13 protein-coding genes are annotated in these 12,295 nt (G+C 69.9%); 5 read left to right on the forward strand and 8 right to left on the reverse strand.

What is annotated here, in order from left to right; all coding sequences use genetic code 11:
• Nucleotides 1-18: 18 nt before the first annotated feature.
• The 6 genes from AC07PZ_RS10315 to AC07PZ_RS10340 all read right to left on the reverse strand — a co-directional run bounded on the left by AC07PZ_RS10315 (nucleotide 19) and on the right by AC07PZ_RS10340 (nucleotide 6,965).
• Nucleotides 19-1,218 (reverse strand): vWA domain-containing protein, encoded by a 1,200-nt coding sequence (locus tag AC07PZ_RS10315; protein WP_495294958.1) that lies wholly within the window; start codon nucleotides 1,216-1,218, stop codon nucleotides 19-21.
• Complete coding sequence (locus AC07PZ_RS10320) at nucleotides 1,215-2,126, reverse strand: AAA family ATPase (protein ID WP_495295169.1); 912 nt, start codon at nucleotides 2,124-2,126, stop codon at nucleotides 1,215-1,217. The genes AC07PZ_RS10315 and AC07PZ_RS10320 overlap by 4 nt, the downstream gene beginning before the upstream one ends.
• A 100-nt stretch (nucleotides 2,127-2,226) precedes the next feature.
• Nucleotides 2,227-3,018 carry an FAD binding domain-containing protein gene (locus tag AC07PZ_RS10325; RefSeq protein WP_495294959.1) on the reverse strand — a complete coding sequence of 264 codons (792 nt, stop codon included), beginning with the start codon at nucleotides 3,016-3,018 and terminating at the stop codon, nucleotides 2,227-2,229.
• Nucleotides 3,019-3,079: 61 nt separating this feature from the next.
• Nucleotides 3,080-5,521 carry a xanthine dehydrogenase family protein molybdopterin-binding subunit gene (locus AC07PZ_RS10330; protein ID WP_495294960.1) on the reverse strand — a complete coding sequence of 814 codons (2,442 nt, stop codon included), beginning with the start codon at nucleotides 5,519-5,521 and terminating at the stop codon, nucleotides 3,080-3,082.
• 10 nt (nucleotides 5,522-5,531) lie between these two features.
• Nucleotides 5,532-6,032, reverse strand: coding sequence for a (2Fe-2S)-binding protein (locus AC07PZ_RS10335; RefSeq protein WP_495294961.1), 501 nt, complete (start codon nucleotides 6,030-6,032; stop codon nucleotides 5,532-5,534).
• 150 nt (nucleotides 6,033-6,182) lie between these two features.
• Nucleotides 6,183-6,965, reverse strand: coding sequence for a TOBE domain-containing protein (locus AC07PZ_RS10340; protein ID WP_495294962.1), 783 nt, complete (start codon nucleotides 6,963-6,965; stop codon nucleotides 6,183-6,185).
• A 130-nt stretch (nucleotides 6,966-7,095) separates the two neighbouring features.
• Between AC07PZ_RS10340 and AC07PZ_RS10345 the strand changes: the two genes are divergently transcribed.
• The 5 genes from AC07PZ_RS10345 to AC07PZ_RS10365 all read left to right on the forward strand — a co-directional run bounded on the left by AC07PZ_RS10345 (nucleotide 7,096) and on the right by AC07PZ_RS10365 (nucleotide 10,471).
• Nucleotides 7,096-7,764, forward strand: coding sequence for a nitroreductase family protein (locus tag AC07PZ_RS10345; protein ID WP_495294963.1), 669 nt, complete (start codon nucleotides 7,096-7,098; stop codon nucleotides 7,762-7,764).
• A complete protein-coding gene (tsaA, locus tag AC07PZ_RS10350) occupies nucleotides 7,761-8,261 on the forward strand; it encodes a tRNA (N6-threonylcarbamoyladenosine(37)-N6)-methyltransferase TrmO (RefSeq protein WP_495294964.1) in 501 nt (166 codons plus the stop codon). The genes AC07PZ_RS10345 and tsaA overlap by 4 nt, the downstream gene beginning before the upstream one ends.
• Before the next feature lie 76 nt (nucleotides 8,262-8,337).
• Nucleotides 8,338-9,099, forward strand: coding sequence for a molybdate ABC transporter substrate-binding protein (gene modA, locus AC07PZ_RS10355; protein ID WP_495294965.1), 762 nt, complete (start codon nucleotides 8,338-8,340; stop codon nucleotides 9,097-9,099).
• A 15-nt stretch (nucleotides 9,100-9,114) separates the two neighbouring features.
• A complete protein-coding gene (modB, locus tag AC07PZ_RS10360) occupies nucleotides 9,115-9,768 on the forward strand; it encodes a molybdate ABC transporter permease subunit (protein WP_495294966.1) in 654 nt (217 codons plus the stop codon).
• A 4-nt stretch (nucleotides 9,769-9,772) separates the two neighbouring features.
• Complete coding sequence (locus tag AC07PZ_RS10365) at nucleotides 9,773-10,471, forward strand: ATP-binding cassette domain-containing protein (protein WP_495294967.1); 699 nt, start codon at nucleotides 9,773-9,775, stop codon at nucleotides 10,469-10,471.
• On the opposite strand, the gene AC07PZ_RS10370 is transcribed toward AC07PZ_RS10365, so the two are convergent.
• The gene (locus tag AC07PZ_RS10370) at nucleotides 10,472-10,846 is read right to left on the reverse strand and encodes a nuclear transport factor 2 family protein (RefSeq protein ID WP_495294968.1); all 375 of its coding nucleotides are present in this window, start codon (nucleotides 10,844-10,846) and stop codon (nucleotides 10,472-10,474) included.
• 120 nt (nucleotides 10,847-10,966) lie between these two features.
• Nucleotides 10,967-12,271, reverse strand: a complete 1,305-nt coding sequence (locus tag AC07PZ_RS10375; RefSeq protein WP_495294969.1) for an SUMF1/EgtB/PvdO family nonheme iron enzyme — start codon at nucleotides 12,269-12,271, stop codon at nucleotides 10,967-10,969.
• Nucleotides 12,272-12,295: the final 24 nt, after the last annotated feature.

A 12,295-nucleotide genomic window follows, 5' to 3' on the forward strand; every position in this document is an offset into this window, starting at 1 on the left:
TGTCTGGGACTCTGGGCTTCAGCGGCCTGCGCGCATCAATGCGGCGAGGCTCGCGGCCAGTTGTTCGAGTGCGGAAAGATTGTGGACCGCCAGCATCGCGTCTGCATGGCGGTGCAGGATGGCCGCACCGCGCGCAAGGGGTGCATAGCCCTCGAAGCGCAACAGCGGATTCAGCCACAGCACGCGGCGCGAATGACGGCCCAGCCACTGCAGCTCGCGCTCGAGCACCGCGGGCTCGCCGGTGTCGAGTCCGTCGCTGATGACGAGCACCAGCGTTCGCCTTCCGGTCAGCCGCCGCGCATGCAGCCGGCGCAGTTCGGACAGCGAATCGCCCAGGCGCGTGCCGCCCGCGAAGTCGTCGATGGCGGCACCGGCCGCAGCCAGCATCGCGTCGCTGTCGGCGATGCGGAAGGCCGGCGTCAGGTCGGTGAGCCGCGTGCCGAAGGCGAACACGTCGCGCCGGCCCGCATGCCGCGTGGCCGCATGCAGAAAGGCCAGCAGCAGCCGTGCATAGCGTTCCATCGAGCCCGACACGTCGACCAGCACGAGCAGCGGCAAGGGCTGCGGACGCCGGGCCAGCCGCGGCAGCTGGAGCAGCTCGCCGCCGTTGCGCGCGGCCGCGTGCAGCACGCCCGGCCAGTGGATGCGCGCGCGCGATGCGCCGCCGGCGGCCACGCGCAAGCGGCGCGACGGCAGCGACGGGATGGGCAGCGCGACGTCGCGTGCCAGCCGCTCGACCAGCCGGTACTCGGCCGCGCCGAGCGCATTGAAGTCGGCATGCTGGAGCCGCTGGAAGTCGCTCGCCGTCATGGCCGCATCGAACTCGACTTCGCGCTCGTCCTGCGCGGCAGGCCCGGGCAGGCGCAGCGCCGAAAGCGCCTCGCGCACGCGGGGGCGGCGCTTCGACGGCTCCATCTTTCCTTCCGCGCTGGGCAGCATCTGCGCGAGCATCTTGTTGGCGAGTTCGGGGTCGCGGAACCAGGCGTCGAAGAGCTCGCGGAACACCAGCCGGTCTTGTTCGCGGCTGACCATCACCGCCTCGATCGCCGCTGCCAGGTCGTCACGCCGGCCGACGCCGACGAGCAATGCGGCCTGGGTCGCGAGCGCGATGCGGGCAGCGTCGGTCGGCACGCCGGCGCGCCGCAGCGCACGGCCGAAGCCGGCGATGTTGCCGGCCATCTTTCCGCGTCGCGCATCGCCGAGCACGGTGGTCGTCATGCGGTGGATGCGTCGACGCTCAGCACCTCGGCGGCCAGGCTGCGCGTGAGCGCCGCCACGTCGTCGCGCTGCTTGAACAGGATGCCGGCGGTGTCGGCCGCGACCTCGGGATCGAGCACCAGCGTGTCGAGCGCGACCAGCGCGCGCGCCCACTCGACGCTCTCCGCAATGCCGGGCGCGCGCTGGAACGCGTTGGCGAAGGGCGCGCTGCGCAGCGTGCCGACGAAGGCCGCGACCTGCGCCGACAGCGCATCGCCGGCCTCGGGCACCTGCGCGCGGACGATCGCGAGTTCACGCTCGCGCTCGGGGTAGTCGAGCCAGTGGTACAGGCAGCGGCGCTTGACCGCGTCGTTCAGGTCGCGCGTGCGGTTGCTGGTGAGGATGGTCACCGGCGGCACGACCGCGCGCACGGTGCCGAGCTCCGGAATGCTCACCTGGTACTCGCCGAGGTATTCCAGAAGGAAGGCCTCGAAGGGTTCGTCGGCCCGGTCGACCTCGTCGATCAGCAGCACGGCGCCGGGTGCGGGCGCCTGCAGCGCCTGCAGCAGCGGGCGGCGGATCAGGTAGCGCGGCTGGTAGACCTCCGATTCGACGTCGTGTGCCGGCGACGCCATGGCGCCCTGCGCTTCGGCCGCGCGCATGTGCAGCAGCTGCGCCGCGTAATTCCATTCGTAGAGCGCCTCGCGCTGCTCGAGGCCGTCGTAGCACTGCAGGCGCAGCAGCTCGCGCTGCAAGGCCTTCGACAGCGCCTTGGCCAGCTCGGTCTTGCCGACGCCGGGCTCGCCTTCGAGCAGCAGCGGGCGCTGCAGCTTGAGCGCGAGGAACACGGCCGTCGCCAGCCGGCGGTCGGCGAAGTAGCCGGCTTCCTCCAGCCCGGCAACAAGCGAATCGATGGTCGAGAAGATCATGGCGAAGGGTACTGCAGCCACTGCGTCGATGTCCGGCGCGCCGCCGTGGGCAACGCGGTGCGCGACATGCGACGAGGGCCCGATGGAAGGCCTCGCGGCCTCAGCCCAGCGCCGTGCGAACCGCCCGCTGCGTCAGCACGCTGATCAGGTTCGCCCGGTAGGCGGCGGACGCGTGCAGGTCGGCGTTGAGATCGGAGGCATCGATCTTCACGCCGGCCGCGGCCTCGGGCGTGAAGCTCTGGCTCAGCGCGGCCTCCAGGCCGGCGTGCCGGAACACGCCGTTGCCCGCACCGGTGATCGCCACGCGCACGCCGTCCGCATACTGCGTGAGGAACACGCCGACCAGCGGGAAGTGCGAGGCCTTCTGCCGCAGCTTCTCGTAGTGCGCGCGCTGCGGCAACGGAAAGCGAAAAGCGGTGATCAGCTCGCCCTCTTCCAGCGCGGTGCTGAACAGCCCGAGGAAGAAGTCGTCGGCCGCGATCTCGCGCCGGTTGGTGACGACCGTCGCACCCGACGCCAGCACGGCGCTCGGATAACAGGCCGCCGGATCGTTGTTGGCGACCGAGCCGCCGATGGTGCCCATCGCGCGCACCTGGCGGTCGCCGATGCGCGATGCGAGATCGGCCAGCGCCGGATACGCCGACTGGACCTCGGCGCTGTTCGCGACGTCGAGGTGCCGCGACATCGCGCCGATGACCAGCGCGTCGCCTTCACGGCGGATGCCGGTGAGCGCGGGAATGAGCGCCAGGTCGACCAGCTGCTCGGGTGCGGACAGCCGCAGCTTCATGGACGCCAGCAGCGTCTGGCCGCCGGCCAGCGGCTTGGCGCCGGCCGTGGCCAGGGCGACCGCGTCATCGACCGTGGTCGGGCGTTCGAGGGTGAAGGGATACATGGTGAAGTCCTTGCGCGTTCGTTCGATGGGAGGTGCCCGTCGGGGCGTTCCGTGGCGCGGCTCAGGCCGCGGGCCGGCCCTGCGTGCTGGCGGCCAGCGACGGCGTCTGCGGCTCCTGCGTCGGGCTCACATGGCCGGTCTGCATCGCCTCCCACACGCGGTGCGGCGACGCGGGCATGTCGAAGTCGCGCACGCCGAGCGGGCGCAGCGCATCGAGCACCGCATTGATCACCGCCGGCGGCGAGCCGATCGCGCCGGCCTCTCCGCAGCCCTTGGTGCCCAGCGGGTTGTGGGTGCAGGGCGTGCTCAAGGTGTCGAGCCGGAACTGCGGAAAGTCCGCGGCGCGCGGCATCGCGTAGTCCATGAAGCTGCCGGTCAGCAGTTGGCCGGTCTCGTCGTACACGCAGTTCTCCATCAGCGCCTGGCCGATGCCCTGCACCAGGCCACCGTGCACCTGGCCTTCGACGATCATCGGATTGATGATGGTGCCGAAGTCGTCCACCGCGGTGAAGCGGTCGACCTTGACCTCGCCGGTCTGCCGGTCGATCTCGACCTCGCAGATGTAGGTGCCGGCCGGGTAGGTGAAGTTGGTCGGGTCGTAGAACGCGGTTTCGTTGAGGCCCGGCTCGAGCTTGTCGAGCGGGTAGTTGTGCGGCACGTAGGCCGTCAGCGCCACCTGCGCGAAAGGTATCTTCTTGTCCGTACCTTTCACAGTGAACTCGCCGTCGGCGAAGGCTATGTCGGCATCGCTGGCTTCCATCAGATGTGCCGCGATCTTCTTGGCCTTGGTCTCGATCTTGTCGAGCGCCCGCATGATCGCCGCGCCCCCGACCGAGATCGAGCGCGAGCCATAGGTGCCCATGCCGAACGGAATGCGGCCGGTGTCGCCATGCACGATGTCGACCGCCTCGACCGCGATGCCGAGCCTGGCCGCAACGACCTGCGCGAAGGTCGTCTCGTGGCCTTGCCCGTGGCTGTGCGAGCCGGTGAACACGGTCACGCTGCCGGTTGGATGCACGCGCACTTCGCCCGCCTCGAACAGGCCGGCACGCGCACCGAGCGCGCCCGCGACGTTCGACGGCGCCAGCCCGCAGGCCTCGATGTAGCTCGAGTAGCCGATGCCGCGCAGCTTGCCCTTCTTCGCGCTCTCGGCCTGCCGGGCGGCGAGCCCGTCGACCTCGGCCAGCTCGTTGGCGCGGTTCAGCAACGCCGGGAAATCACCGGTGTCGTACTGCAGCGCCACCGGCGTCTGGTACGGAAAGCTCGAGATGAAGTTGCGGCGGCGGATCTCGTCCTGCGCGAGGTTCAGGTCCCACGCGCAGCGCGTGACCAGGCGCTCCAGCAGGTACGTCGCCTCGGGCCGGCCGGCACCGCGATAGGCGTCGACCGGCGCGGTGTTGGTGAACCAGGCATCGACCTCGACGTAGATCTGCGGCGTGGCGTACTGGCCGGCCAGCAGCGTGGCGTACAGGATGGTCGGGATCGCGGTCGAGAAGGTCGACAGGTAGGCGCCGAGATTGGCGTCGGTGTGCACGCGCATCGCGAGGAACTTGCCGTCCTTGTCCATCGCCATCTCGGCGTGGCTCACATGGTCGCGGCCGTGCGCGTCGCTCAGGAAGCACTCGGAGCGCTCGCCGGTCCACTTGATGCTGCGGTTGAGCTGCTTCGCGGCCCAGGTCAGCGCCACGTCCTCGGCGTAGAGATAGATCTTCGAGCCGAAGCCACCGCCGACGTCGGGCGCGATCACGCGCACCTTGTGTTCCGGCAGGCCGAGCACGAAGGCCGTCATCAGCAGCCGTTCGACGTGCGGGTTCTGGTTCGACACGTAGAGCGTGTATTCCTCGCTCGCCCGGTTGTAGTTGCCGATGGCCACGCGCGGCTCGATCGGGTTCGGGATCAGCCGGTTGTTGACGAGGTCGAGCCTGGTGACGTGGGCCGCATTGGCGAAGGCGGCATCGGTCTGCGCCTTGTCGCCGAGCGTCCACTTGTAGCACTGGTTGTCGGGTGCCTCGTCGTGGATGGTCACGCCGCTCTGCTTCTTCGCGGCGTCGCCGACGGCCACCAGCGCGGGCAGCACGTCGTAGTCGACCACCACGGCCTCGGCAGCGTTCTTCGCCTGCTCGACCGTCTCGGCCACGACCATCGCCACATGGTCGCCGACGTAGCGCACCTTGTGGATCGCGAGGATCGGGTGCATCGGCTCCTTCATCGGCGTGCCGTCGGGGTTGTTGATCAGCCAGCCGCACGGCAGGCCGCCCATCTTCCCTTCGATGTCCTTGCCGCTGAAGATGCCGACGACGCCGGGCATGGCGGAAGCTGCCGAGATGTCGACGGACTTGACGACCGCATGCGCGTGCGGCGATCGCACGAACACCGCATGGCTCTGCGCGGCCATGGTGACGTCGTCGGTGTACTGGCCGGCACCGGTCAGGAAGCGGAGATCCTCCTTGCGGCGGATCGACTCACCGATGTGCGGGAGCTTGGCGAAATCGGGTGCACCCATGGCGTGCTCCTCATGCCGCCGTGGCGGTGGTGACGGGCGCCGATCCGGCGGCCATGGCCTTGCCACCCATCTGCACCGCCTTCACGATGTTCTGGTAGCCGGTACAGCGGCACAGGTTGCCGTCGAGCAGTGCGCGCACCTCGGCCTCGTCGGCGCCCGGGTGGTAGGTGCACAGGTCGATGGCGCTCATCACCATGCCGGGCGTGCAGAAGCCGCATTGCAGGCCGTGGCATTCCTTGAAGGCCGCCTGCATGGGATGCAGCGTGCCGTCGGGCTGGGCGACACCTTCGATCGTCGTGATGGCCGCGCCTTCGACCTGGCCGACCAGCACGTTGCACGACTTGATCGCACGGCCATCGAGGTGCACCGTGCAGGCGCCGCACTGCGCCGTGTCGCAACCGACGTGGGTGCCGGTGAGGTGCAGGTGCTCGCGGATCGCGTGCACGAGAAAGGTGTTGGGCGGCGCGTCGACCGTGACCGCGCGGCCGTTGACCGTGAAGTGGACCTGCATGTGGCTGTCTCCGTGAGGTGGATGGCTGATTGAGGCAACTGGCATCTTCGGCGACACCGGCCCGGTTCGCCATCCTAGGCAAAACCCTAGAAACCTGCACGGCCCCCTCTGCCGGCGAGCGGTCGGTCAGGGGCCGGAGCGCGCGGCCGTTCAGCCCGGCAGCGCCAGCACCACCGCCGACTCGTCCACGATCGCCATCACGCGCTGGCGCGTCCGCAGCCCGGTTCCGCTGGGCGCGAAGCCCACGATCTGCAGGCCGTCCTCAAGCGTGACCGCGAGCTCGTCGCCGCTCTCGCCACGCGCCGCGGCGGCCACGGTGCCGGCGAGGCGGTTGTCGAGCGCCGCGGCGGCCGGAACGACGCGCTCCACGCGCACGGCGGTCGCCTTGCACAGCGCGATGGCCGTCATGCCCGGCTCCAGCCCGAGCAGTTCGACGCTTTCCTGCGTCACGCGTGCAGCGATGCGTGCCGCGGCGCCCAGCCGCATCGCGACGCGCACGATGCGACCGACCGAAGTGAAGGACTCGATGACGACCGGCAACTGGTTGCGCATGCTGGTGCGCACCGCAAGCCGCGCCATGGTGGCGTCGATGCCCGTCGCCGCTGCCGCATCGGCCGCACCACCACGCGCCGCCCAGCGAGCATGCACGTCCTGCCGTGCCGTGTCGAGCGCTTCCGCCAGTTCGAGCAGGTGGAGCCCGTGCGCGGTGAGCAGCGCGCCGCCGCCACCCGAACCGCCCACCGCACGCTCGACCAGCGGCACGCCCGCCAGGTTGGTGAGCGTGTCGATCGCCTGCCACGCCGCCTTGTAGCTCACGCCGGCATCGCGCGCAGCCTGCGAGATGCTGCCGCTCAGCGCAATGCCGCGCAGCAGTTCGATGCGTTTGTCGGCCGGCGCATGGCCGAGAGCGTCGATGAAACGGGGCGTGGGCATGGCCGCGATTGTGCAATGCACGCACCACGCGGACGGTCGTCGTCGGGCCGACACGCGGGATCCCGCCGCGCCACCTAGACTTGTGCTATTCCCACAATGAACAGCGCTCGATCCGCCAAAGGATGTTCCCGTGGACCCAACCTCGACCGTTCCGCCCATCGCCCTTTCCCTGGCGGCGCTGCTTGGCCGCCGCTCGGTCTCGCCGCGCCGGCTGACCGCGCCGGCGCCGTCGCCCGATCACATCGACCTGATGCTGCAGGCCGCGTTGGCGGCGCCCGATCACGGCCGGCTGCACCCCTGGCGCGTGATCGAATTCCGGCCCGAATCGCGTGAGGCCCTCGCCGATCTTTTCGAGGCCGAGAAGAAGCGGCGCGATCCGCTCGCCGGCCTGTCCGACCTGAAGCGTGCCCGGGAGCACGCCACGCGCGCCCCTTGCCTGCTCGGCTTCGTGGTGTCGCTGCGCCAGCGCAAGCGTGTGCCGCTGCGCGAGCAATGGCTCGCGGCCGGTGCTGCGCTCGGCAACCTCGTGAACGCGGCGCATGCGCTGGGCTATGGCGCGATCGTGCTCAGCGGCGATCGCTGCTTCGACCCTGCGATCGTGCAGGCATTGGACCTCGCGCCCGGCGAGTACCTGGCCGGCTTCATCGCCATCGGCACCATCGTCGAAGCGCCGCCGGACGCCGCGCGCCCGATCTCGCAGACGGTCTGGTCCTGCTGGTCGCCGCAACTGCAGGACCAGCGCCTGCCGATGCGGCCCGCGCCGATGCCCTTCGAATTCGACGACGAGGACATCGGATGAACGCGCCGCCCGACATCGCAACCATCGTCTGCCGGCCGATCGGCATCGTGCGCAGCCGCTTCGCGGACACCGTCGACATGCCGGTGCAGACCGCGGGCGCCCCCGACGAGCCTGGCCGCGTCGAACTGCTGCCCGAGTTCGTGCCGGGGCTGCGCGACATCGAGGGCTTCGACTACCTGATCCTGCTCACGCACCTTCACCGATGCGCGCACGAGCGGCTCGAGGTGACGCCCTTTCTGGACACGCAGCCGCACGGCGTGTTCGCGACGCGGGCGCCGGCGCGGCCGAATCGCATCGGCCTGTCGATCGTGCGACTGTTGCGGGTCGATGGCGGCACGCTGCACTTCAGCGGCAACGACATGGTCGACGGCACGCCGGTGATCGACATCAAGCCCTACGTGCCGCGCTTCGACGTGCGCAGCACCGAGCGCATCGGCTGGTTCGACGGCCGGCTCGACACGCTGTCGGACGCACGCTCCGACCGGCGCATGGACTGAGAGTCCCAGGGGACTTGTATCCGGTTGCTATCATTTCGCTATTCCATCCATGAATAGCGAAATCGAAGGACGCAAGATGAAGACTTCCCCGCGTTGGCTGCGTGCCGGTGCCCTGTTCGCAGCACTGACGTTGAGCGGTGCATTGCATGCACAGGAGATCGTGGTGTCGGCCGCCGCCAGCCTGACGAATGCCTTCCAGGCCGTGGGCCAGGCCTTCGAGAAGACCCATCCGGGGACCAAGGTCACCTTCAACTTCGCGGCCTCCGGCGCACTGCTCGCGCAGATGCAGCAAGGCGCGCCGGTCGACGTGTTCGCATCGGCCGACCAGGACACCATGAACCGCGCAGCCACCGCCAAGCTGCTGGCCGATGGCACGCGTGCCGACTTCGTGCAGAACACGCTGGTGCTGATCGTGCCGGCCGCCGGTGGCCAGTCGCCGCAGAAGCTGGCCGACCTCGCGGGCGCCGGCTACAAGCGCATCTCGACCGGCACGCCGGCCTCGGTGCCGGTGGGCCGCTACACGATGCAGTCGATCGAGCAGGCCGGCCTGACGTCCGCGCTGGACGGCAAGTGGGTCTACGGCGAGAGCGTGCGCCAGGTGCTCAACTACGTGGCGCGCGGCGAGGTGGACGCCGGCTTCGTCTACCGCACGGACGCGATGATCGAACGCGACAAGACCCGCATCGTGCTGACCGTGCCGACCACCACCGCCGTGACCTATCCGATCGCCCAGCTCGCCGCGAGCAAGAACGCGGCGACGGCCAGGGACTTCATCGCCTTCGTGCGCGGCGCGTCGGGCCAGGAGATCCTCGACGGCTTCGGCTTCTCGAAGCCCTGACCGCAAGCCTGCACCTTGCTCACGCCGCTCTGGCTCACGCTCAAGGTCGCGATCCTCGCCACGCTGTTGTCCGGCGCGGCGGGCATCGCGCTCGCGTGGTGGATGTCGCGCCGGCGCTTCGCCGGCCAGGACGTTGCCGACGCCTTTCTCATGCTGCCGATGGTGCTTCCGCCCACGGTGCTGGGCTATTACCTGATCGTGCTGATCGGCCGCAACGGCGTGTTCGGCCAGTACCTCGACCGCTGGTTCGGCATCAACCTGATGTTCACCTGGCAAGGCGCGGTGATCGCCGCATCGGTGGTGTCGCTGCCGCTCATCTACAAGGCCGCGCGGGCCGCCTTCGAGGAAGTGGACGGGCGCCTCACGCATGCGGCGCGCACGCTGGGCGCGGGCGAGTTCGAGGTGTTCCTGCGCATCTCGCTGCCGCTGGCGGTGCGCGGCATCGCGGCGGGGCTGATGCTGTCCTTCGCGCGCGCCATGGGTGAGTTCGGCGCCACGCTGATGATCGCCGGCAACCTGCCGGGCAAGACGCAGACGCTGTCGATCGCGGTGTACGACGCGGTACAGGCCGGCCATGACGACCAGGCCCTGTGGCTCACGCTGCTGATCTCGGTGGTCTGCATGACGGTGCTGGTGGTTTCGGGCCGGCTGCTGCAGGCACGGCATTGACGCGATGAGCACCGTTCTCGACATCCACGTGCGGCTCGCGCTGCAGTCCACCGGCCGGCATTTCGCGCTGGACGCGCAGTTCACGTCGAATGCCGCGCGCACGGCGCTGATGGGCGCTTCCGGCTCCGGCAAATCGACGGTGCTGATGGCGGTGGCCGGGCTCGCGCCGCTGGCGCGCGGCCATGTGCGGATCGGCACGCGGACGCTGCTCGACAGTGCGCGGCAGATCGACCTGCCTGCGCGCGAACGGCGCATCGGCATCGTGTTCCAGGACTACGCGCTGTTCCCCCACATGACGGTCGAACAGAACCTGGCGTTCGGCGTGCGCCGCCTCGGCCAGCGCATGGGGGATGCCGACCAGGCGCGCATCGACGCGCTGGTTCAGCAGTTCGATCTCGGCAAGCTGCGCGGCGCCTGGCCGCGGCATCTGTCGGGCGGCCAGCGGCAGCGCGTGGCGCTGGCCCGTGCGCTGGCGCCGCAGCCACACCTGTTGCTGCTCGACGAGCCGCTGTCGGCCCTCGACACCACGCTGCGCACGCGGCTGCGCGCGGAACTCGCGGAGATGCTGGAGCGCGTGCAGATACCGACGTTGCTGGTCACGCACGATCCGCAGGACGTCGAGGTGCTCGCGCAGACGGTCGTGCTGCTCGACAACGGCCGGGTGGTCGCCGCGGAAGGCCAGGCCACGCCAGCCGGCGCCTGATCAGCCCGCCGGCACCTTGTCCAGGAAGCCGGTCACGGCGCGCAGCTTGCCGCCGTCGACCTGCGCGAAGTCGGTGCCTTCGATCATGTCTTCGGCGCCTTCGGGACCGAGCATCCACGAGAAGCGGACATGCTCGCCGTGCGCGTCGGCCGCGCCCTTCAGGCGGAACCGGAAGCCCGGAAAGCGCTGGTGCACGGCACCGACCAGGGCGCCGATGTCGTCCAGGCCGCGCGCCTGCATCATCGGGTCGACGTAGTGCGCATCGGTCGTCCAGCCGGATTCCAGAAGCTGCCGGCGCTGCCCGGCGTCGGCCTCGTTCCAGACGGCGATGTAGCGTTGGGCGATGCCTGCGGCATCGATCGAAGCGGTGTTCATGGCGATTCCTTTCGTGAGTCCAACCCGCAACGGCGCGGGGTGAACGAATGGTCGCCGCGGCCCTGCCGTGCGTCGATGACGTGGCAGGTCATGGCCGGTGTGCGCCGCCCTGGTGGAAGGCTAGAGCGCGCAGGTGCGGAAGCCGAAGAAGCCGTCGTCGCGTTCCGGCGGCGCAAAGCCGCGGCGCTTCAGCCAGCGCAGGCGCGATGCCGTCGCGAAAGAAGCGCCTCGCTGCACGCGCGCCGTGCCGAAGGCCGGCTGCGGATCGAACCCCGTGCCAACGCTCCACGCATCGGCGCGGTAGCCGGTCCAGGGTTGCAGCCGTCCGGACATCCACTCCTGCACGTCGCCCCAGCGGAAGCCACGGCGTTCGGCCTGGTGCGCGGCGATCTCCCATTCGACCTCGGTCGCGAGGCGGCGACCGGCCCAGCGCGCCCAGGCATCGGCTTCCCACCAGCTCAGGTGCATCGCGCTGTGGTGGCCGGACACGCGCACCGTCCGGCCGAAGCGCTGCTGCAGCACCGAGCCGCCGGTGCCGTGGCGCGAGCCGCCGATCTGCTCGACGTGGCGCGGACCGCGCCGGCCATCGGGCTGCTCGAGCAGCCACTGCCGACCCTGCGGATGCCACAGGTCGTCGCGGTCATAGCCGCCGTCGTCGACGAACTCGATGAACTGGCTCCAGGTGACGGGCTGCGCATCGATCTCGAACTCCGGCACGTCGACGGCTTCCCGCCCATGTTCCTGCGACAGCGTGAAGCGCTCGTCCGCAGTGCCCAGCACCCACCGCGTGGCGGGCAACGCCAGCGTCGGCCGCGTGACCGTGGCGGGCGCCGCGTCGACGTCGAGCGGCAAGCCGAGCGTCTGCGCCATCACGACCAGTTGCTCGCCACGCAGGTCTTCATGCAGCAGCGCAAGCCGATAGAAATAAAGGCCGGCATCGTTGTCGGCGGCACGCGCGAGCAGATCGAGCGTGGCTTCGAGCGTCTCGAGCAGATAGCCGCGCGTCTGCCCGAGCCCGGGCAACCCTTCCGCCCAGCAGACATCGGGGCCGCCTTGCTGAGGATTCCACCATTCGTCCGCATTCGGTTCGACCGAGGCCAGCCGTGTCGGGCGCGCCGGGCAGGCGGCGCCGAGGGCGCGCTGCGTGTTGCGCGCGATCCAGCTTTCGGCGAACCAGCCGATGTGTCCGGCCAGCCAGACCGGCGGCACCACTCCGTGCAGGCGCGGCACGTGTTCCACCGCCGAACCGAGCGCCTGCTCGTAGAGAGACAGCAGATGCAGCGTGTGGTTGCGGGCGTCGATCAGCGCGAGCGACAGCATTTCGCGACCGGCGCCGAACACCTCCGGCGAATCGACCGGCCGCGCCGGGCCGCGGGGCGAAAAGGACGGGTAATCCGGACGTGACGGCGGAGATGGAGCGGCCATCCGCCAATTATGGTGCTCAGGCCA

This window comes from Variovorax sp. GW821-FHT10B04 (genome assembly GCF_059415645.1).